Genomic DNA, 17,458 nt, shown 5'->3' with positions numbered 1-17,458 from the left:
ATGTCTGGGTCAGCGCCGTCGACGGCGCCCACCCTGGCTGTGTCGGCTGGGTTCAGCGACGTGGGCGCGGGGCGTGCGTCGCCTGCCGAGTCGGCGCCGGCGGTGCCGGCGAGGCCGGTCGGGTCTCCGAACGCGCCGCCGCGCCGGGCTCGGTCGTCGGGGGCCGGTGGGCGATCTCGGCGCGCAGCGCCGCCGCGGTCGGCACGCCGGACTCCTCGGCATGGGCGATCGCGCTCTCGCGGTCGGCTCGTCGCCGGTCGATGCCGGCCTCGTCCTGCCCGATGAGGTCCTCACGCGGCCGGGTGTCCAGGTCATCCGGCGTCCGTGCGTGCGCGGCGGCCTGCTGCTCAGCATCGACCGCGCGGCCCCGCGCCTCGGCAGCCCGGTTGAACTTGCTCCAGACCTCTCCCGGGTCCGGCGCGGCGAGGATCTCCGCGATGTACGCGTCGTCCTCGACCGTGCCGGCGCCTCGCGACATCTCCAGCGCGGTGCGCTCAACGGCGTTGGTCGGATCGAGCTCGCGGACCTCGAACGGCGACGGGGGCACACCATCCCGGACGGCCTCGGTGACCGGACCCGCCCGGCGCGACTCGTCGACCTCGGTGAGGTCCCTGACCCGCGCCGCGTGCTGGGCATCGCGTTCCCGACCCGACACCTCGCCCGCCTTGCGGGCCTCGTTCTCCCGGAAGTCGACCCCCCGCCGCAGCAACGTCTTCAGATAGCCGGCAGGGGTACCGGCGCTGCGGACCCGGTCCTCCGGCAGCCGCGCAAGCTCCTCTGCGACCGGGGCGCCCTCCTCCTTCCACGCCAGCAGCTGCTTGGCCAGCCCTGGCCAGGCGCGGCACCCGATCACCGAGTCCGCGGTCTCCGGCGCGAGGTAGCGGCGCATCATCCGCTCGGCCGGCCCCAGGTCGGGACCCGTCCGATGTATCCCGGTCTCCGCTTCGGCCGCCGCACGTCCCGCCTCAGCTGTCGCCTCGGTCGGCCGCGACGAGCGCGCCCGCTTCTCCAGCACCGCACGCAGGTACGCGGCGGGGTCACCGGCCTCATTGATCTTCTCCCCAGGAAGGCCCGCCAACAGGGGGGTGAGGTCATGGCCGTCAGACCGCAGATCCGTCAGCTGCGCCTTCACCTGCCCGAAATTGCGGCTGCGATACACCCGGTCCGACTCCACACCAGCCTCGTGCAGTCCCTGCGCGAGCGTCTGGTCGACCTCGCGGGAGACCACCGGATCGACCTGTACGGCATCGACCACCTGTAGCCGGTCGGCAACCTGCGACACCAGACTGCTGGTGTAGCCCGCGAGGTTGCACAGCTCCTGGTCCTGCTGGTCGTACCACGCACGGATCGCACCGGTATCGAGCCGACCGAGGACATCCTCGATCGCGTAGCCGCGGTCCTCCAGACGACTCAGCTTGTGCGCCAGCTGGTCGATCGAGGAGTAGTCGACATCGTTCTCGTCGCGCGCGGGACGAAGTACCCCCGCAACGAGGCCAGGGTCGTGTGCCCACGCTGTGTGCAGGCCATGGGCCAGCCGCTCCCGCAGCTGCACCTCGTCCTCACGCACCTCGGTGCGAGCGTGCTCTGCGCGCAGAAAGCCGTAGGTACCGAGCTCGCCGAGCGACTTGAGCGTGCGCTGCTCGCCGCGGGTCACCTCATCCCGCAGCCGCAGCGCGGACTCCCGGTCCGGGACGACCACGAACACCGACAGCGACTTCTCGTGGTAAGAGCCGTGCGCCCACAGCCCCCACGCTCCGCGCGTACCCGACGGCGAGTTCTCCGGCATGGGCCCAGCCGTGGTGTGCACCGTCCAGCCGAACTGCGGCTCGTCGCTGGTCCTGTGCTCGAACCCCTCCGCCCCGCTCGCACCGGCCTCGCGGAACGCTGCCTCGTCGGCCGCGGCCATCGCGCGGACCCTAGGGTCGAGGTCGTTCGCGTACTGCTGCGCCGTGCGGGCAGCCGCCCGCTGCTGACTCCAGGCCGCCTGACCGAGTTCCATCCGGCGCTGCCGCAGCGCGTTGGCCGTCACCAGCATCAGCTGCGTCCAGGCCTGGATCTGCTCCCGCCCGGGGCTCAGCAGAGGAACGTCCTGGTCGATCTGACCCGTCATCGGCCTCTCCCTCGCGTCTGGTTCTCCTGCCGAGCCTTCGCAGCTCGGGCCGGCCCCGGTGAGGGCTGCTGCGGCCGCTGCCGGCTCGTAGTCGTCGTCTGGCCTCGGCCCGGGCCGTTCGACGTCGTCCGCGCCGAGGTGGCCTGAGCGGAACTGCGCAGCGCGGTGCAGCTGCGCCGCGCGGCCTGCGCCTGGGCAAGGCGCGCCTGTGTCTCCCGCAGTGCGGCGATCTCGGCGACCAGCGCCGCCAGCGCCAGCACCAGCCGGGCCCCGTCGCCCGAACCGTGGCGGCCCACGGTCCGCGTCGCGGCCAGCCGCCACGCCGACTGCCGCAGCGCCTTCGCCACCGGCGACCACCGCGACGGCAGGACCTTGCCCGGCACCCGTGTCGCCCGGTCCAGGTCGTTGCCCGCGGCCCGGCGCACCCGCTCGCCCTGGTCCTGACGGCCGGTCACCGCGCCCACCGCAGCGAGCATGTCCCCGGCCGCGTGTGCGACCCCGTCCGCGTTCGCCCCGGTCTCGCCGGCGGCGAGGGTGGCCGTGGCGTGTTCCATCGTCGACACCGCATCGTCGATCGCGGCCGCGCGTTCCCGCGGGCTCACCGTCGCCCGGTGCGTCTCCTCCGCTGTCCCGGACACCGGCACCGGCGCGGGCGCGGAGTCCCACCGCAGAACCAGGTTCGGCAGCGACAGATCCCGGGCCAGCGTGCGCCCGGAGAACCACACCGGCTGACCAGCCCGGGTGACATCACCCGGCGCCGCCACGGAGTACCCGACCATCGAGGCGTGCTGCTCCCCCGACTCCGGGTCCTGTTCCTGCGGCCCGTAGCGCGGCCGGACCAGCACGCCCAGCTCGCCCAGCGCCGCCACGAACGCTTCCGGATCGCGTGCCTGCACCGCCGCGACCCGTGCCATCCGCCGCAGCCACTCCCGCGGGCACTCGCTCCTCTCCTCCGCCGACGCCTCGCGCCTCTCCCGGGAGGACTCGTTCATCTCCCGTCGGGCCGCCTTCTCCTGCTCGGCCTGCGACGGCCCGGTCACCGAACTGCGGTCGGCGCCCGCCGTTGCCGCGAGTCCCAACTTTGCCTCCGCGGCCTGGCACGTCTCCCGAGCCCGGACGAAGTCCCGGTACGGGTGCACCCGCTTCCCCGACTCCTGACGTACCAGCACCGCCGCGACGTGCACGTGGTCGTCGGCGTGCCGGATCGCGACCCATCGACAGCCGTCCGGGTCCCCGCGCCGTGCGATCCCGGTCCGGTCCAGCAGATCCTCGACCACCCGCGCCCACTGCTCGTCGGTCAGCGCCGGATCCTCCGGCGAGTTGCGCAGCGAGCAGTGCCAGACCGGGCCCTGCGGCATCCGCTTGCCCTGCTCCACCACCGGCTCACGCAGACCGACCCCGGCCGCGACTGCCGGCATGCTGAGATCGTCGACCAGGGCGCGCACATCGAAGGAACCGTCCGCGGCCTGCGCAGGCTGATGCGTCTCGGGCGCTCGGTCCCAGGTGGCCACGATCCGCTGCCCGGTGTGCTCGTTGAACCGCCCCGGCCCCATCAGGTAGCGGATCAGCCCCTCAGCGCGCCATCCGCGGCTGATCTTCGCGATCACCGCCGGCTCCTGCTCCGCCGCGCCTGCGGCATCGCCTCGCTCACCTGCTGGTCGACCTCAGCGACCGTGCGGTCGATCCGCTCGACCGCCCGCGCCACCATCTGCGCGACCTGACCGACCGTCGACTCGAGCGCCCCATCGGTGTTCGCGACCCTCGCGATGTCGTTGAGGTTCCCGCCGATGTTGCGCAGCACCCGGCGGTCCTCCATCAGCTCCGAGCGCAGCCCCATCAGCCTCTGCATCCGCGAGCCGGCCGAACCTGCCGAGACTCGCGCACCGGGCACCACCGGTTCGGGCAGCTCCGCCGCCCGAGCCGCCGAGTCCCCAACCCACGCACCCGGGGCCATCGCTGCTCGGGCCGCCGCAGCTTCGATCGCCGCCCACTCCGACTCGGAGAACGACACGGTCGTGGTGCGCGGCCGTCCCCCCTCGGCGCGAGGGCGTCGAGTCCGAGTCATCGAAGATCCCTCCCCTCGGGCTGGCGCGGCGCCGGCAGGACCGGCCGTGACGGACCGAGATCTCCCGGACCCGACGCCGACGATCTCACATGCCAGCCCCTCACCGGTGTTTTCCTTAGGAAAACACCTAACTTGCTCCGCCGCTTTCGGGGTGACGCGTGCGGCGCCTCGAAAGCGGCGGAGTGCGGGCGGCCCGGTCGCCATGCGGGCGCGCGCCGCGCGAGATGGCACCTCACGGCGCCGCGCTCCGCGCGCGACGATCGACACCCGCGTGTATCAGAGTGCATCGCGGGGTTGATACACATCGCGGTACAGTCCGCCCCATGAACACGCGCGGGGCGACGGCGCAGGCCAAGACGCAGGCTCGTAAGGCGGCCCAGGACCTTCTGCAGGCGCGGATGCGTCCCATCACCAAGCTCGCCGAGCTGGGGGTCGAAGTGGACACGGCGCGCGCGGAGCACGACGCCGCGCGGGAGCGGTGGCGCACCAAGCAGGAGGCCTACGCCGACGGCTACCGCGCCGCACGCGACGCCGGGTGGAGCCCGGCCGAGCTGGAGGAGATCGGGTGCGGCACGCAACCCGCCGGCGCGGCTCTGCGCGTGGCGACCCGCCGCACGGACCACGACGACACCACGAGCAGCGCCGACACCGGTCACAACGAGGACTACGGCGCCCACGACTCCTCCGGCGCTCCCGCCCCGGAACCGACGGACCTCGACGCCGCCCACGCTCAGCCGTCCTGAACCGTCCTCCGCATCGTCCGAACCGAGCGGCCGACCCACGCCGCACAACACGAAGGCGCCGTACGCGGAATGCGTACGGCGCCTTCGGCGTGTGTAGCTCGTTCGGACTGTCGGCTGGGAGCCGTCGCCGACGCCGCCGGGACGCGGCCAGCACCAGCCCTGCCGGGGAGCCGCGTCCGGCTGCCAGCGCGCCCAGCGGGGGTCAGTGGCAAGTGATCACGGAGCGCCAGCGCAGTGATCACGCGGCAGCCGGGGAGCGCAGCGACCCGTGCAGTTCCGAACCACGGGGCGACCCTGGTGCGGCCCGCTCACTCACCGGTTCTGGCGTGACCCGCTCGGCCCGGGCGGCTCCGCCGGTCGGCGAACTCCCACAACGCGCGGCGAGGCCAGAGGGCCCGACCGTCGGCATCGGTCTGCTCAGGTGCCGGGAAGTAGTCGCGGTTGCGCGACAGGAAACTGCGGATCGTCGACTCGTTGCGGTAGCCGAGCACGCGGGTCGCCTCGGTGATGTCGACGAGCTCGTCGGGCTCGCCGGTGTAGTCCACCGGTGTCAGCGAGCGGCGCTTGGCTGCCTCGCGCTCGTCGTTCCACGCGTCGGTCTCCTCGAGGTCGAAGTAGAGGAACCGCTCGAAGCGCCGCACCGGCTCGGGATGCTGGTTGTCGGCTCGCTGGTGGTACAGCACGGCGAGCCATTGCGCGTCCAGGTGGTAGCGCTCGGCCATCCCGGGCCGGTTGATCAGGGTGCGCCCCTCGTGCTCGATCGTCGCGGGTGGCTGCTCGCGCCGCGCGGCAGCGTTCCGGACGGTGTCGACGAACGCGCGCATCGCCTCCAGGTCCCACCACTGGCGGCGGCCTTCCCGATGGATCGGCTCGGGATGGTCGTTCGTGTCCCGACCCCGCCACCAGGTCCGCGCGGTCGAGTCGCCGATCCCGAACTCCTCGCAGAGCGCGGCGCGCGTGACGAACACGCGCCCGTCGCGCTCGAAGCGGTCGGGTGTGCGGGGGCCGGCCTGTCGTGCGGGTGACACCAGCACGATCCTAGGCCGCCTCATCACTCCTCCTCGCCGGCGCAGGCCGCCCCGCACGACACCGGGCCCGACCCGCGCGGCCGGCCCGGACCGGCTCCCACTGCGTCCGGGGCCGCACGCTCCAGCCGGCCGACCGATGCCCACCGGCGTGCGGCCGGGCAGGCATCGGGTCGGCGGGGGTGCTCATCGTCGGTCCTGCAGCTCGGCCTCGGTGACGACACGAGGGCGCTTCATGCCGTAGTCGAGCCCGTTCTCGATGGTGGTCGTGACTTCCTGAGCGGTCGTGATGCTGCGGACCCGACCGGCAGCGTCCGTGGTCGTGCCGACGTGGGTGAGCGCCACCTCGAGCAGTCGGGCGAGAGCGTCGGCCCGTGTGAGGTGTTCGCCGCCCACGAGGTTGCCCACCTTCAGCGCGGCGTCGCGCCGCGCCTTGTGCCGCCTGCCCACGCCCTTCGGCACCGTCTTCAGCTTGTCCAGCTCGTCCTCGACGATCCGGTCGACGTAGGCCTGAACGCGCTTGCCCCGCGTCGCCGACGCGGGAGCTGCGCGCGGCGACGGGATCGGCTCCGGCTGCGGTGCGGGGCGCGCGGCGCGCATGGCGTCGAGCAGCCAGCGCGGCAACGGCGCGATCGGTCGACTGTTCTGCGCCCGGTAGACCCCGTCACTGCGCCGGGAGGTCGCGGCAACGATGTAGCCACCCCCCGCTCGGACGTCGAGCAGCGGCGCGAGGCTGCCCTGCGAGTTACGCAGCTCGACGTCATCCGGCGCACGGAAGTAGAGATGGACCCCATTCGAGGGACTCTGAACCCGGTAGGTGTCCAGCGGGAACTTCTCCCCGGCCGCGTCGGCCATCCGCTGAAACACCTGCAGACCGTGCTTGCACCCCTCATACGGCTCGGCCAGCTCCGGCGCCCCGGGCTTCAGCGGGTCGAGGTCGACGACCACGAGCCGTGAGGGGCGGGTCGCGATGGCCAAGTTGTAGGGCCGCTCGCCCACCACTGCATGATCTTCTCCGGGTCACGGGTGGCCTCGTTCTCCCAGTCCTTCACCGCAGGCATGTTCTTCGTGCCCGGGTGCAGCGGGAACACATACAGCCCTGCCGCCGCGGCCTCCAACGCCCGCTGTCCCCGCTCCCCGAACGTGTCCAGCTCACCGGTCGCCGGTGCGGGCTGCGTCTCGTTCGTCATCTCCGCTCCTTCTGCTGTCGGGCCCGACCCCGGGGCCCGCCGCGCGGCGGGCCCCGGGGCGTGGTCGATCACTCCGGGTCGGCGGCCCAGGAGGGGCACCACGGCTCGCACAGCTGCCCTGCCGGGGCGCCACACAGGTCATCGGCCCCCTCGCAGGGCGTGGACTCCATGGCGTGTACCTGGCTGCTGCCGAGCGGGTCGCGGCCCGGCGCATGCAGGACCCCGCGGATCGCCTCGCTGATCGCGGACAGGCCGCCCGGCTGGGTGAGGTAGGGCGTGCTGGTCATCTCCGGCTCCTTCGGTCGTTCGGTTCGCGGTGTCGTCGCACGCGCCTGCCGTACGCGCCCAACAAATTAGATTTTACAGCGTAATGTCGTACTTCCGCTACCCTTCACCCGCACTGACCTGCGTTTTTTCCGTCTCATGCATGCACGTTCTCGCGTAGGCGATGTCGATGCGGTGATCCACCGGCTGACAGCCGGCGACCGGGTAGCCGCGCTCGTCGTGCTCGACCTGCCGGTAGAACCGGCCGCAGTCCGGGCATCCCATCGTCTGGTGGCCCTGCCAACCCTGGGGCGGGTCATCGAAGCTATAGGCGGAGCCATCGCGGTCGGCGAAGTAGAACCCACTCGAGCACGCCGCGTTGCCGCACGGACAGGTCGCATCAAAGCGGCCACCCCACACCTCATCCCAGCCCTCTTCGAAGTATTCGACCCGTCCTCCAGGCAAGTCGACTGTGGGGGCGAGCTGCTCGACTTGACCTTGCAACCGCGTGAGCATTGCCCGCAGCTCGTCCTTCGTGCCATGCACAGCGATGTCGTTGTTGTCGCCGATCACCACGACCGCCTCGTCGGGGCCAAGTCCGTCTGCCGGACGGAGGGCCTCGATCGCCTCGCCGCGGCCCAGGGTCCGGATCCCGCCGGTAGCCGGGGCCCAGTGCACGTTGTTCATCCATCCTCCTTCGACCTGCCCGGTCGCCGACCGGGCGGGCGCGGTGCAGCCATGACACCGCACCGCGCCGTCCGGGTTAGTTTTTACAGCGTCACGTGCCGCAGGATCGCGATGGCGGCGCTGCGGTTGTCGACATCGTCCAGGTCGCGCATCCGCTCCGACTCCTGCCGGAACCAGGCCACAGCGTGAGCCACGGACGTGGCGCCTATCGGAGCAAGTCGCGGCAGCAGTCGTTCCACCGCGTCGGCCACCTCGATCGCTGAATCGTCGCGAGCGTGCAACAGACGATCTGGCGCACAGCCTGCCTCGTAACTGGGGTGGTCGAGCAGCTCGGCGCGGACCTCGTCGTACCGCGCGACCAGCTGCATCAGGTAGTCCAGGTCGTCACTCATGACAGCACCCTCATCCTTCAACTCCTCGCGTCCGTCATTATTAGTTTATATTTTACAGCGCTCGCGACTGCTGGACAAGGCCCGCTGGGCGACGCCGCGGGTCGGCTCGGGAACCCGGATCTGCTCCATCCGCCATCCGGTCTTGTGCAGCTCCATGCGGGCGGCGAACGCGAGCACCGCTCCCCCGCTGACCTTGACGGTTCCCGCGAGTTCCGCAGCTCCCTCGTGGGGCTGGCTGACGTGACAGCTGAGCAGTCGTGCGGTGGCTCGGCGGGCGCGGCCGTCACGCAGACGCTGTGACAGCACCTGGAGGTAGCGGGCGACGCTGCCTTCGGCCACGCGCATCAGGTGAGTTGCGGGGCGCTCGGCAGCGAGGACCTGGACGGCGATCTCCATCGCGTGGCGGGCGATTCGGGGCAGCTGCGGGTCGAGATGAACATCCTCTGTGGGCGGCTCGTCCGGTTCGATGTGGTGCTCGGGCGGGGTCCCGAGGATCGTCACCTCCGGCGGGAGCCTCAGGTCGCCGCCGCAGTGTTGGCAGGTCTCGGCCTCGGCCACCCCGATCCGGTCGTCCGCCAGCGGGTCGAGCCGCTGCATGAGGCGCACGGTGATCGGCCCTGACGGCAATTCACTGACGAAGGTCCGTGCCAGCGTGTAGTTGCTGCGCTCCGCCTGAGTGACGCGCTCGCTGCTCATTGCTCCCCTTCCGGCGTGGTGGCGTTCAGCGATTGCTGAGGTCGGTGACGGCGTCCAGGACGGTGGCGACGAATCGGCAGCCCTCGGCCCGCGCGGTGGCTCGCGCTCCGGCCTCGCCGAAGGCGCGGTAGCCCGGGGTCAAGGCCTCGGCGGCGGCGAGCTCGGCGCGGTGGCGGTCACCGAACTCGAGGTGCGGGCGGACCGCGCGGAACGCCCCCCGCAGCTCGTCGGCGCTCATGAACATTCCGGCGACGACGCCGTGTCCACCGCGACCGTCGATGCCGCGCATGAGGCGCAGCAGCGCGGCGAGCAGGACAGAGGTGGCAGGGGGCGACTCGATGCGAGCGAAGGTGTCCATGGCGTACTCCCTGGTTCTCGTGGGGTCGTGCGGGTCAGGCCTCCAGGCGGGCCACCTGCAGGGTGATGCGACGCCCCTCGATGGCCAGGGTCGCCACATCCACATTCGGCGGGGTGGGACGACCGAGCCCGTCCACGTAGGCGCGGAACTCGGCGCGCACCTGCGCCGGGTCGACCCCGTCGACGTTCCCGGCACCGGCCAGCTCGACCAGTCGCCGTGCGGTGCGGCGCATCTCGGACCGCAGGTAGGTGGAGGTCTGCTCGTCGGCGTTCTCCTCGGCGCGCATCCACGCCGCGGTGAAGTCCCGCTCGGCCTGCCTGGTCTGCGCCTTGGTCATCGCGTCCGTCATGGTGTTCCCCTTCGCTTTTATCTGCTCTCTGATACTTTAGAGTTTACAGCGGATTCGGGATGCCGGCAAGAGGTTTCGGGGTCGATTATGGGTTTGACCTGCGGGTTTGGGTTCGGGGACTCTCCGCAGCGAGGCCGGGTCCAGGGCAGCGCCCTGGCCCCCCGGGAGGGGGCGGCCCGGCAGGGCCGAAGAGCAGCTCGGGCGTCGGGCAGGCCGGTCCCCGCTGAGGGTGGGGGTCTCTCCTTGCGTCGGCAGGACGGCGACCTGCACGAGGTTCTGTGGAGCGGTCAGGCTCGCGATAGCGACCGCGGAGCTTGCGGAGCGGCCGGAGCGCCAGCGGAGGGCCTGTTGAGCGGAGCAGGTTCTCGTGCACCGTCCTGCTGCCGACGCAAGGAGAGACCCTCACCCGGGACCGACCGGCACGACGCCCACCACGACGCCAAGCCGGGAGGCGCTGCAGGGCTCGGGTGGATTCTCACGTCGCCGCGCGTCTCGGCCCTACAGGAGATGCAGCCAGCTCGCGCAGTGATCGCGCGGCAGCCGGGGAGCGCAGCGGCCCGTGCAGTTTACGAATGGCTGGGCGGCTTGTGCGCTCGTGCCGACGATGGGGTGGGGCGAGGCGGCTCAGTGGGCGGTGGTCCCGAACGCGGCTTGCCGCTCGACCACGAACGCCCGCCATTCCTCGGCGGCCTCGTCGTGCCAGAGGAAGTCCTCGGTCGTCGCGAGCTGGAACAGGTAGAACCGGCGGCCCTGGACGTCGTGACCCGGGTAGCGCGGCTCGAACCCGGCCGCCTGCTCCTGGCGGCCCCGCTCCTCCTCGGCCTGGTACGCCTCGGCCAGGGCAGGGAACGCCGCCCCGACGACCTCCTGACGGCGCTTCACCTCGGCGACCCGCGCCGCGATCCGGGCACCGCGCTCGAGCTGCTTCCACCCGGTCGCCCGGACCGCGCATCGCCGCCCCAGCTCCAGCTCGCCGCACTCGGGGTGGGTGACGTGGAACGCGCGGGCCCGGACCCGGCGGGTACAGCACTGGCATGCGGTGTCGGCCTTGACGATCCCGGTCAACCTCCACTCGCCGGCGGTGGCGGCGAGCAGCTCACGGGTGGTGGCGGTCATGACGGTCCTCCTGGGGTGACGTGTCGATGAGTGAGGGCCTGGTCGTATCCGTCTGCTCGGCGGCGGCCGGCCCCGCCGGGGTTCTAGGCTCGGTGGGTGTCGCGGCGCTTCGGGCGCCTTCGGGCCTTCGGTTCGCGGGCCGTGACGCGGATGGCCGGTGGCCTCATGCCGGGCGCCTGCGGGCGTCGCCCTGCGGGGCAGGCCACCGGCCATCACCTGGACTCGCGGCGCTGACTGCCCCTCGACGTCGCCCGTCGGTCCGACGGGCGACGTCGAGGCTCAAGCGCGTGGCCTGCCTATCAGGGCGCTGGTTCGCTGATGCTGGCGCCGGTCACGGCCTCGACGACACAGGCGATGATGTCGCGGGAGACCGGCGGGGTGACCGCGTTGCCGCACATCTTCACGTTGTCGCGCGAGCTGGTCCCCAGCAGGACGTATCCGGGCGCGAAGGCCATGCCGAGCTTGACCTCGTCGGCCATGAGCATCCGGAATCGGCAGTCCTCGACCCGGATGTCGGTCTGCATCACGGCGTCGCCTTCGACGGCGGTCTGGGTGGGCATCGGCCGGTTCACGCCGCGCAGGGATCCGGTGTCGTAGGCGTAGAGCACGTCCGGGTCCCAGGAGACCAGCGACTGGTGCCCGGCGGTGGTCAGCGTGCGCGCGGGCTCGTCGACCGGCGTGCACATCTCGGCGCCGCCGGTGTTGTTGCGCATCAGCATGGCCAGGCCGTGGTGGTTGCCGTTCGCGGCGAACGTGTCGAGCGGGTCGTGCACGGTCTTGGCGCGGTTGTTGTTGCGCAGCGGGACGACCACCACGGCTTCGGCGTCGCGGGTCGTGCGGGTGCGCATCGGCTCATCGACCGGGCGGGCGTCGGTGTTCCAGGTGCCGCCGCACGGCACGAGCAGCCCGTTCTCGTTGCGCGCGGTCTGCACGCGCATCGGCCGGCTGAGCGGCTGCGCGGCCTTGCCCTCGCGGCCCTCGACCGGGATGACCAGACCGTCGAGCGCGTTAGCGGCCTGGTGCTCGGCGATCTGCTGGAGTCCCGCAGCGCCGTGCGTGCGCATCAGAGGGGCCTGCGCGATCGCCTTCGACGGGGTGGTGTGCATGGTGCGCAGCGGGTCCTCGACCGGCCAGGTCCGCACGCCGGGGCGGCGTTCGAAGGTGTTTCCGGCGGCCTCCAGCACGATGGCCCCGGAGTGGCGGCGCAGGCCTGCCTCGATACGCGCGTAGGTCTTCGGCTTGAGCGGCCGCGCCCGGTCACCGATGCGCTGGCCGGGGTTGGCCAGGTCGATCGCGGCGGCGGCCGGGAGCACGTAGGGCTGGACGATGTCGTTACGGCAGGACACGTGCGGGCAGCGGAACACGTACTGCTGGCTGTAGGCGCCGTGCGGCTTGCTCGGGTTCTTCGGGGCCCGCATCGCGGTCACGACCTCGCCGCAGGTCGGGCACCAAGCGCGGGGGCGGGTCCAGCGCTCGAAATCCGGGCGCCGGTAGCGCTCCTGCCAGAAGACCACGTAGACCCGGTCGCGCAGCTGCGGGGCGGGTGCGCCGAGCTGGTGGGCGAACGCGCTGTTGAGCGTGAGGACCTCGTGGCGGTAGCCCTGCGCCCTCATCCGGGCGATCCACTTCGGGAAGTAGGCCCACTTCAGCAGCGGCAGCACATTCTCCACGACGACCGTTTTGTAGCGGTGGTGTTCGGCGAAGCGGGGCACGTCGTGCATCAGTGCGCGGGACCGTTCGCGTGCCTCGTCGGCCAGCGGGGGCTCGTCCTCGATGTCCTCGGTGGTCGCGAGGTCGAACAGGGTCGGCTCGGTCGTCTCGGCGAAGTCCTGGCGCTCGCCGCGCGCCTGTGACCAGAACGTGCACGACGGCGAGGCCCACAGCCCGTCGGTGGACGGGTACCGGGCGGGGTCGATCTCGGCGATGTCGGCCACGTCGTGGTCGACGTGCGGCATGTTGTGGTTGTGCGTCTCGATCGCCAGAGCCCAGTGGTTGCAGGCCATCTGGACGGTGTTGCCCGGCACGCTCTCGATGCCCGACGACGACCCTCCTGCGCCGCAGAACAGGTCGGTCCAGCTGAACATGTCCGACGCGCGGACACGGTTGATCAAGCGCATGGGTGTCCCCCATTTCCAGGTGTTTCGGCTGCGGTGTCGGGCGGGTTTGCCGTCCCTCCCAACATGTCCTACTTTACAGCGTTTATGGATGGTTGGCAATACAGATTTGCGCATTTTCCCTGGTGAGAAGGGGTGCGCTGCTACGACGGGTGTGCGCGGTGGCGTGAGCGCCGGGACCGGCCGGTTACCGCGTCCCCGGGGCGGGCGGCCCGTGCTGCGAACGCGCGCAGCGTGCTGCGCTTCCAGCGGCGCCGGACGCGCCCGGAGGGCAGGTCCTCGCAGTCGTCGGCTTCGGGGAAGTAGCCGTCGTTGCGGGCGAGGTAGCCCCGGATCGTGGACTGGCTGGCGTAGCCGAGAAACCGGGTGGCGGCGGGGACGTCGAGCAGCTCGTCCGCGTCGCCCGCGTCGTCCTGGGGCGGCCGTCGGTTGGCCTGCTTGTGCTCGGCCCAGGCGGTGTACCACTCGATGACGCGCTGCTCGTCGAAGAAGGCCTCGCGGCCCTGCAGGTGCGCCTCGGGGTGGCCGTTCGTGTCGCGCTCGACGTAGAGGTTGCGCTGGGTCTTGGCGCTGATGCCGGTGCGGTCGGCGATCTCGGCACGGTTGAGGTGCGGGCGGCCGTCGACGTCGATGCGGTTGGGGGTCGGCACGGGCGTCTCCGGAAGCGACGGTCGGATGTGGGCTGCGGCGCGGCGGGGTGGGGTCGGTGGCCGAACCCCGCAGGGTCCACCCTCGGACGTGCCGAGGACGTCGGCAAACAGCCACCGACCCCGCCGACCGGCCGGCAGCCCGGGTCGCCTGGAGCGCCCGTGTTCGGCCGTGTCGGCTCGGTCTCACGGTAGCGGAGCTCGAGGTGCGGGCTCACGCACCGTTCCTCCTGCTGCGGTGCCGCGTCTTCGTTGTGCGGCTCGTCTGTGGTTGTGCTGAGGTGCGGATACAGGCACAAGGGGCGCTCCTGACCTAGGCGTTTCGCCGCCCCGCGGCTCATTCGGCTTGCACTTCCACCGGGCACTGCGACGAAGGGGTTCCCTCAGACCCAAGCTGGGTTATCCACAGCCTGGCGTGGCCCATTGCCTGGCGGTGCCCACCCGGTCAGGCTCGAAGTCATGACCGATCTGGACACGCCGCTGGACGGCGCCCCGTTCACCTCGCGGTCTCTGGGGCATCTGCTGCTGGCCGAGTCTGCGCGCGAGGCATCTGACTGGGCTCGCGACCTGGTCCCGGTCGGCCCTCGGCCGGGGCCGGCCTACCGGGGAGCGCTGCTGGCAGACGCCGCCGAGCTGCTGGCCAAGGCTCAGGAGGTGGTCACGGCGGCGATGCTGGTCGAACGTGACGACGGCGCCAGCTGGTCCGAGCTGGCCGAGGCGATCGGTGCTGATGTCGACGACGTCCGCGAGCGCTGGTGCGCGGCTCACGGCAGCTGGGTGGAGACGACGTCGGGCCACGTGAGTACCGATCGTGCTGCGCGCGACTCCGCCTACGCGGCCCGCCTGGCAGAGCTCGACGAGTGGGTACAGCGCCATCACGACCCGAGCGACCCGAGCATCGGCCCCGCTCCGGTTTCGTCGGTCATGGAACGGACCGCGCCCCTACCTGAGCTGCTCAGCCTGCAGCACGCTCACCAGCGCTCCGCCCTCGAGCACGGGCCCGGCTCGCCCGAGGCGTTGACGCCGCTACGCCGTAGCGCGCAGCTGCATGACGTGCTCGCCGAGCGAGCCGCCGCAGCCAGTGACAGCGACGGCGCGTGCGAACACCGGGCCGACGCGGCGGGGCTACGCACCGAGATCGCACGCTGTGAGGCCCTCACCTCGGCGGCCGGCCGGTGACCGGCGGCCTCGATCCCGACCCGCTGTTGACGATCGACGCCACGCCCGGTGTCTACGCCGCTCATGATCGAGGCGGCGCTACTGCCATCGCCACGCTCACGCTGGTCCCGCGCCTGCAGGTGCTCACCGGTGACGGGCACCCCGGTGCCGAGATCGTCGACGCGGTGCTCGCCGCGCTGCTCGGGGACGGGTTCGCTCTCGTTCCCGCGCTCGCCGTCGACGCGCTGCTCGAGCTTCCCTTCGCCTCCGGTGGGGCGGCGGTGTTCACCGCTGCCAGCGGGACGCTGGAACTCACGGCCGGGATGCTGGGGTATGACGGCGACATCGGCCCGGCGGCGCCCGCTGGCTGGGCCGAGATCGCCACTCAACGCGGGAGGCTGGCCGTACTCGTCGCGACCGGTGTCGACCTGCATGCCGAGGATCGCACCGCGCGGATCGACCACGCCCGTACCGAAGGCCGGCTCGTCGGCGCCCAGGTCACATTCAGCACGAAGTGACGTCCTCAGCGCCTGCGCGCAGCTCGACGCCGTCGGCGGCGGCGCTGGTCACGCCTTCATCCGGTCGAAGCGGTTCGAAGGCACACTGGACGAGTGGCAGATCAGACCGAGCCTGACGACATCGCCCCGGTCCCGACCGTGCGGAGCCGCGCGATGAACGCTGGCATCGACCAAGACCGACTTCGCGGCCACTTGGAGCGCGGCGTGCTCCTCCTCGACGGGGAACCGGTGACAGACCTCGACACGCCGGCCCCAGTCGGGACCCGGATCAACATCGGCGGCCAATAGAAGGCAGCAGGAAACACTGCCCGACCGGGGTTGCTCGCGGAGCATCGACGATAAGAGGCGGGCGACCTTTACCATGGTCGGCGAAGAGCCCCGGAAGCCTCTGACCTCGGAGAGGTCACGCGACCGGGGCTTTGCATTGGCGAGGCTCGTCCCCGATGCCCAGGGACGAGCCTTCGTCGTATCGCGGTCATGGGACGTTACCGGTGGTCCTGGCCGGCGACGCCCTCAGCTGTTAGGTCGACCAGGTCCACCCGCCGATAGTGGGGTGAAGGCCGGTATGCCCGCTGAGCCCGACGATGCAGTCGGAGCCGTAGATCGGTGTCGTAGCTGGGCAGGGCGGGAGCCTCCTGGTCAGACCCGCCAGTCGCTCGGCGAGGCGGTCCCGGTCGGCGGTGCGCTCGGCGAGCTGCCCGGCCCGCTGTGTGGAGATCGCCTCGGTAAGGGCCATGTCGTCATGGAGCTGCTCGTGCTCGGCGAGCAGCCCGCGGACGTCGCGCCTCGCTCAAGGCGTCGACGGCGTCGTTGCCGGCTTGGAAACGAGTAAGGGCTGCGGGAAGTTGGTCTCGTGATACCTCGTCCGCTGCGGTGAGCAGCGTCAGCAGCACCGCGCCGGCGTTGGTCTCTTCGACGAGTGCGGTAACGAGGTCGACGCGTCCGGCTGTCCGCACGGCTTGAGCGATCTGCTCGAGTCGTCGCGTGCAAGCGGCGACCTGAGCGGAGTTCTCGGCAGCGAGCGCGCTGCGGTAAGCCGCTTGCTCGGCGCGGTGCGCGCTGACCAGCGCGGCGAGCCGCACCTCGGCCTCGACGACGTCCACGGCGGTCATCCCTGGCCCTCGGTGAGCCGGTATCCGGCGCGTAGTGCACGTTCGGCGTGCTTGCGTGCTGTGCCCAGCCGACAGATCTGCTCCCAGACCTGGCCGAGGGTGGGGCTCTGCGGGAGCGGCTCGAACGCGAGCGGGTCGAGGATTTGCGCCAACGTCTCGACGAGCGCAGTCGCAGGCTTGTTCTCGCACGATGTCAGCTGGATTGTGGTCACGTCGCTCTGTGCAGATCGATCCATCATTTGCGGGTAGCTCCTGTCCGAGGCCGACGATCACGTACTAGCCAACTAGCTGCGGGTTTCAGTGGGATCTACCAGATTCCCCCGACATCCCGTGTTCTGTGGTGCAGAGCCGGGGCGAGGTCGAGCAATCGTGAACCGCTCCATTCCCCATTGCACGGCAGCGTCGAGGACCTCGTATGCCCCCCAGAGGCCGACGATAAGCAGCAGGCCCCCGGCAAGGCGCTCAGGCGCCATGTCCGCCAGCCCCGACCCGGCGTTGCCGACGACGACGTGGACGCTCATCCCTAGTGTCAGAACGGTGGCCAGGAGTGCACAGAGCCAGTTCGTCTCCGGCCGCTGTATGAGCGGGAGGGCAGCCGGGCTCTCAGAAAGGTAAGACTCGTGCGGGTCGTCGGTGTGAGTGGAATGCGAGCCTGCGTCTGTAGACATGGGTGCCTTTTCGTGCTGGGAGGTATCTGGGCATCGGTCGCCCCGCCGCGTTGATAGCGGCGTGACTGATCGCTGGTGCTGGACCATCCGAAGCTGCCTGATCCACTGGTAGGGCAGATCGGTATCGCCGTACCCCAGGTTCGTGAGGTCGGCAGTGAACCCTTTCCAACCTGGTGATCATGCGGCTGGTCGTGCCCGGCGTGGCGGGCCCGGAAAGTAGAAGAGCCCCTGGTAGACGAGTGATTG

General features: G+C 71.2%; 20 protein-coding genes and 1 pseudogene. 4 read left to right on the top strand and 17 right to left on the bottom strand.

Annotated features, from left to right (window positions below):
- Positions 1-52: 52 nt before the first annotated feature.
- Genes BM093_RS29010 through BM093_RS29000 form a run of 3 tightly spaced genes read right to left on the bottom strand, consistent with a single transcriptional unit; the run spans position 53 to position 3,959 of the window.
- Complete coding sequence (locus BM093_RS29010; protein ID WP_093353699.1) at positions 53-2,110, bottom strand: hypothetical protein; 2,058 nt, start codon at positions 2,108-2,110, stop codon at positions 53-55.
- Positions 2,107-3,717, bottom strand: coding sequence for a relaxase/mobilization nuclease domain-containing protein (locus BM093_RS29005; protein ID WP_093353694.1), 1,611 nt, complete (start codon positions 3,715-3,717; stop codon positions 2,107-2,109). Before BM093_RS29005 ends, BM093_RS29010 begins: the two co-directional genes overlap by 4 nt.
- The gene (locus BM093_RS29000) at positions 3,714-3,959 is read right to left on the bottom strand and encodes a MobC domain-containing protein (protein ID WP_143105569.1); all 246 of its coding nucleotides are present in this window, start codon (positions 3,957-3,959) and stop codon (positions 3,714-3,716) included. The genes BM093_RS29005 and BM093_RS29000 overlap by 4 nt, the downstream gene beginning before the upstream one ends.
- 539 nt (positions 3,960-4,498) lie before the next feature.
- On the opposite strand from BM093_RS29000, the gene BM093_RS28995 reads away from it, so the two are divergent.
- Positions 4,499-4,918, top strand: a complete 420-nt coding sequence (locus BM093_RS28995; protein WP_143105568.1) for a hypothetical protein — start codon at positions 4,499-4,501, stop codon at positions 4,916-4,918.
- A 308-nt stretch (positions 4,919-5,226) separates the two neighbouring features.
- Here BM093_RS28995 and BM093_RS28990 read toward each other — a convergent pair whose 3' ends face one another.
- The 11 genes and pseudogenes from BM093_RS28990 to BM093_RS28935 form a co-directional block, all read right to left on the bottom strand.
- Positions 5,227-5,946 carry a hypothetical protein gene (locus tag BM093_RS28990; RefSeq protein ID WP_143105567.1) on the bottom strand — a complete coding sequence of 240 codons (720 nt, stop codon included), beginning with the start codon at positions 5,944-5,946 and terminating at the stop codon, positions 5,227-5,229.
- A 183-nt stretch (positions 5,947-6,129) separates the two neighbouring features.
- Positions 6,130-7,004, bottom strand: a pseudogene (locus tag BM093_RS28985) (bifunctional DNA primase/polymerase).
- Between the two features lie 197 nt (positions 7,005-7,201).
- Positions 7,202-7,420 (bottom strand): hypothetical protein, encoded by a 219-nt coding sequence (locus BM093_RS28975; protein ID WP_093353665.1) that lies wholly within the window; start codon positions 7,418-7,420, stop codon positions 7,202-7,204.
- Between the two features lie 97 nt (positions 7,421-7,517).
- Positions 7,518-8,084, bottom strand: coding sequence for a hypothetical protein (locus BM093_RS28970; RefSeq protein ID WP_093353661.1), 567 nt, complete (start codon positions 8,082-8,084; stop codon positions 7,518-7,520).
- An 83-nt stretch (positions 8,085-8,167) separates the two neighbouring features.
- Complete coding sequence (locus BM093_RS28965; protein WP_093353656.1) at positions 8,168-8,476, bottom strand: hypothetical protein; 309 nt, start codon at positions 8,474-8,476, stop codon at positions 8,168-8,170.
- Positions 8,477-8,521: 45 nt separating this feature from the next.
- On the bottom strand, positions 8,522-9,172 hold the full coding sequence (locus BM093_RS28960) for an Rv3235 family protein (RefSeq protein WP_093353652.1): 651 nt from the start codon (positions 9,170-9,172) through the stop codon (positions 8,522-8,524).
- A 25-nt stretch (positions 9,173-9,197) separates the two neighbouring features.
- Positions 9,198-9,530 (bottom strand): hypothetical protein, encoded by a 333-nt coding sequence (locus tag BM093_RS28955; protein ID WP_093353648.1) that lies wholly within the window; start codon positions 9,528-9,530, stop codon positions 9,198-9,200.
- 34 nt (positions 9,531-9,564) lie between these two features.
- Positions 9,565-9,879, bottom strand: a complete 315-nt coding sequence (locus tag BM093_RS28950; protein ID WP_143105566.1) for a hypothetical protein — start codon at positions 9,877-9,879, stop codon at positions 9,565-9,567.
- Between the two features lie 624 nt (positions 9,880-10,503).
- Positions 10,504-10,995, bottom strand: coding sequence for a hypothetical protein (locus BM093_RS28945; RefSeq protein ID WP_093353639.1), 492 nt, complete (start codon positions 10,993-10,995; stop codon positions 10,504-10,506).
- A gap of 299 nt (positions 10,996-11,294) precedes the next feature.
- Complete coding sequence (locus tag BM093_RS28940) at positions 11,295-13,112, bottom strand: DNA cytosine methyltransferase (protein ID WP_245773865.1); 1,818 nt, start codon at positions 13,110-13,112, stop codon at positions 11,295-11,297.
- Between the two features lie 140 nt (positions 13,113-13,252).
- Positions 13,253-13,759: a hypothetical protein gene (locus BM093_RS28935; RefSeq protein WP_093353635.1), complete on the bottom strand. Its 507-nt coding sequence runs from the start codon at positions 13,757-13,759 to the stop codon at positions 13,253-13,255.
- A 456-nt stretch (positions 13,760-14,215) separates the two neighbouring features.
- Between BM093_RS28935 and BM093_RS28930 the strand changes: the two genes are divergently transcribed.
- The 3 genes from BM093_RS28930 to BM093_RS28920 all read left to right on the top strand — a co-directional run bounded on the left by BM093_RS28930 (position 14,216) and on the right by BM093_RS28920 (position 15,720).
- Entirely contained in the window at positions 14,216-14,935 is a 720-nt protein-coding gene (locus BM093_RS28930; RefSeq protein ID WP_093353631.1) for a hypothetical protein, read from the top strand.
- Positions 14,932-15,432 (top strand): hypothetical protein, encoded by a 501-nt coding sequence (locus BM093_RS28925; RefSeq protein ID WP_093353627.1) that lies wholly within the window; start codon positions 14,932-14,934, stop codon positions 15,430-15,432. Before BM093_RS28930 ends, BM093_RS28925 begins: the two co-directional genes overlap by 4 nt.
- A 93-nt stretch (positions 15,433-15,525) precedes the next feature.
- Positions 15,526-15,720 carry a hypothetical protein gene (locus BM093_RS28920; RefSeq protein ID WP_093353622.1) on the top strand — a complete coding sequence of 65 codons (195 nt, stop codon included), beginning with the start codon at positions 15,526-15,528 and terminating at the stop codon, positions 15,718-15,720.
- Positions 15,721-15,952: 232 nt separating this feature from the next.
- Here the strand turns inward: BM093_RS28920 and BM093_RS28915 are convergent, their stop codons facing one another.
- Genes BM093_RS28915 through BM093_RS28910 form a run of 3 tightly spaced genes read right to left on the bottom strand, consistent with a single transcriptional unit; the run spans position 15,953 to position 16,756 of the window.
- Positions 15,953-16,168 carry a hypothetical protein gene (locus BM093_RS28915; protein WP_093353618.1) on the bottom strand — a complete coding sequence of 72 codons (216 nt, stop codon included), beginning with the start codon at positions 16,166-16,168 and terminating at the stop codon, positions 15,953-15,955.
- Positions 16,169-16,172: 4 nt separating this feature from the next.
- Positions 16,173-16,535 (bottom strand): hypothetical protein, encoded by a 363-nt coding sequence (locus BM093_RS35430; RefSeq protein ID WP_143105565.1) that lies wholly within the window; start codon positions 16,533-16,535, stop codon positions 16,173-16,175.
- Between the two features lie 5 nt (positions 16,536-16,540).
- The gene (locus BM093_RS28910) at positions 16,541-16,756 is read right to left on the bottom strand and encodes a hypothetical protein (protein WP_143105564.1); all 216 of its coding nucleotides are present in this window, start codon (positions 16,754-16,756) and stop codon (positions 16,541-16,543) included.
- Positions 16,757-17,458: the final 702 nt, after the last annotated feature.

Source organism: Pseudonocardia ammonioxydans, from assembly GCF_900115005.1.
Classification (GTDB): Bacteria; Actinomycetota; Actinomycetes; order Mycobacteriales; family Pseudonocardiaceae; genus Pseudonocardia; species Pseudonocardia ammonioxydans.
The sequence above is the reverse complement of the archived record's forward strand: the minus strand, read 5'-3'. Positions and strand labels throughout refer to the sequence as shown.